This window comes from Mesorhizobium sp. M1A.F.Ca.IN.020.06.1.1 (assembly GCF_004023265.1).
Classification (GTDB): domain Bacteria; phylum Pseudomonadota; class Alphaproteobacteria; order Rhizobiales; family Rhizobiaceae; genus Mesorhizobium.
The window spans coordinates 1-1,902 of sequence record NZ_RZSR01001066.1; the positions used below are offsets into that span (position 1 = coordinate 1).

Sequence of the window (1,902 nt, forward strand, 5' to 3'; positions counted from 1 at the left end):
GAAGTGAACGGCATGAAGACCCAGACAGATTTCGCTCCGACCCGCCGACAGCTGCTCGGCCTTGGCCTGGTGCTTGCGGGCGCCGCCGCCATCAATGTCGTGCCGGGCTTCCAACTTCTGGCCTTGGCTCAGGCCGCCGTTCCGCCGGCGGCGCAAAAGATCGCCGACCATTTTTCCTCGGTCAAATCGATGAGCGGCGAATTCGTGCAGTTCGGCCCGAAGGGCGAGCAGACCGGCGGCAAGTTCTTCCTCGAACGTCCCGGCAAAATCCGTTTCAACTATGACGGATCGTCGAATTTCCGGGTGATCTCGGACGGCAAGTCGGTCGTCATCCTCAACAAGAAGCTGAACACCTCCGACCTCTATCCGCTGTCGAAGACGCCCTTGAAGCTTTTGCTCGACGACCGGATCGATCTCTCCGGCGGGCGCGTGAAGGCCGTCAAGGAAGAAGACGACCTCACCACCATCCAACTCTCCGACAAGTCGGTGTTCGGCAACGCCAAGATCACCATGATGTTTGATCCGAAGACCTATGAACTGCGCCAGTGGACGATCACCGACGCGCAGGGCAAGGACACGACGGTGATGATCTTCAACGTCAAGGAAGGCGTCTCCATTCCGGACGGCACCTTCGCCATCGACTATACGGCGAACCGCGAGCTCAATACCAAGACGCGGTAGGTCCGCCCATATTCAGGGCAGGGCCGGCTTGCAGCGCGGGCCGGCTTGTCTTTATGGCGCGTGGCTGGCAGTAGATCGGCGATCTTTTGCCGGACCTGCCTGAATGCCCTTCACCATAGCCACCTGGAACATCAACTCGGTGCGTCTGCGCATGCCGATCGTCGAGCGGCTGCTCAAGGAGCACGCGCCGGACGTGCTCTGCCTGCAGGAAACCAAGGTCCCGGACGAGCTGTTTCCGGAAAAGGCTTTCCGCAAGGCCGGATACCAGCACATCCTGTTCCACGGCCAGAAAGGCTATCACGGCGTGGCGACGGTCGCGCGCCGGCCGATCGCGCTGGTCGAGAAGCGGCGTTTCTGCGAGATCGACGACAGCCGGCATCTCTCGGTCAGGGTCCAGGCCGGCGGCAGGTCGATTCTGCTGCACAATTTCTACGTTCCGGCCGGCGGCGATGAGCCCGACCCGGAGATCAACCGGAAATTCCGCCACAAGCTCGATTTCGTCTATGAGATGAACAGCGTGCCGGCGAGCGAGCACGATGCCTCGATCCTGGTGGGCGACCTCAACATCGCGCCGCAGGAGCATGACGTGTGGTCGCACAAGCAATTGCTCAACGTCGTCAGCCACACGCCGGTCGAGACCGAAAACTTCGAGGCGATGCGGCGGGCCGGCGGCTGGGTTGACCTGATGCGGCTCAACGTGCCGGCCGAGCAAAAGCTCTACACCTGGTGGAGCTACCGCGCGAAGGACTGGCAAGCATCGGACCGCGGCCGGCGGCTCGACCATATCTGGTCGTCCGCCAATCTGGTGCCGAGCTTTGCCGGTTACGAGATTGTCAAGGCGGCGCGCGGCTGGGAGAAGCCGTCGGACCATGTGCCGGTCATCGCTAAGTTTGAATTGGATTGAGCGCTATCAATCGGCAGAGACGCTGCGGCGCGTCTATTCCGTAAACCGTGGCGCGAGCTCCTCGATGCGGGCGATCATCTCTTGGAATTCCTCCAGGATGCGCTCGTGCAGCTGCACCGCGAGCTCCGGATATTCCTCGAGGATGCGGCGAAACATCTTTCGGCTCAAGCGGATAACTTCCGAATCGATCGCGGCCGAGGCGCTGGTCAGCCGGTTGGTGTCGGCGATAAGGGCCAGTTCGCTGAGCATGGCGCCGGGGCCTGCCGTGCCGATCGGGACGCGTTCGCCGGTGCCTTGCTCGCGATAGAGGACTATGC

3 protein-coding genes are annotated in these 1,902 nt (G+C 62.0%); 2 read left to right on the forward strand and 1 reads right to left on the reverse strand.

The genetic code is table 11. The annotated features are described in order from the left end of the window. The first annotated feature begins 12 nt into the window (after positions 1–12). Together EOA60_RS30960 and EOA60_RS30965 are read left to right on the forward strand one after the other, a co-directional pair. Positions 13–681: an outer membrane lipoprotein carrier protein LolA gene (locus tag EOA60_RS30960; RefSeq protein ID WP_066998340.1), complete on the forward strand. Its 669-nt coding sequence runs from the start codon at positions 13–15 to the stop codon at positions 679–681. Between the two features lie 103 nt (positions 682–784). Then, positions 785–1,585: an exodeoxyribonuclease III gene (locus EOA60_RS30965; RefSeq protein WP_067322968.1), complete on the forward strand. Its 801-nt coding sequence runs from the start codon at positions 785–787 to the stop codon at positions 1,583–1,585. A 33-nt stretch (positions 1,586–1,618) separates the two neighbouring features. Here EOA60_RS30965 and EOA60_RS30970 read toward each other — a convergent pair. Next, positions 1,619–1,902, reverse strand: a 284-nt coding sequence (locus tag EOA60_RS30970) for a Crp/Fnr family transcriptional regulator (protein ID WP_164899689.1), incomplete at its 5' end; no start/stop codon positions are given.

What these genes read in the sequence shown, in the direction of transcription:
- EOA60_RS30960 (WP_066998340.1), top strand. Translation starts at nt 13, where the DNA reads ATGAAGACCCAGACAGATTTCGCTCCGACCCGCCGACAGCTGCTCGGC.
- EOA60_RS30965 (WP_067322968.1), top strand. Translation starts at nt 785, where the DNA reads ATGCCCTTCACCATAGCCACCTGGAACATCAACTCGGTGCGTCTGCGC.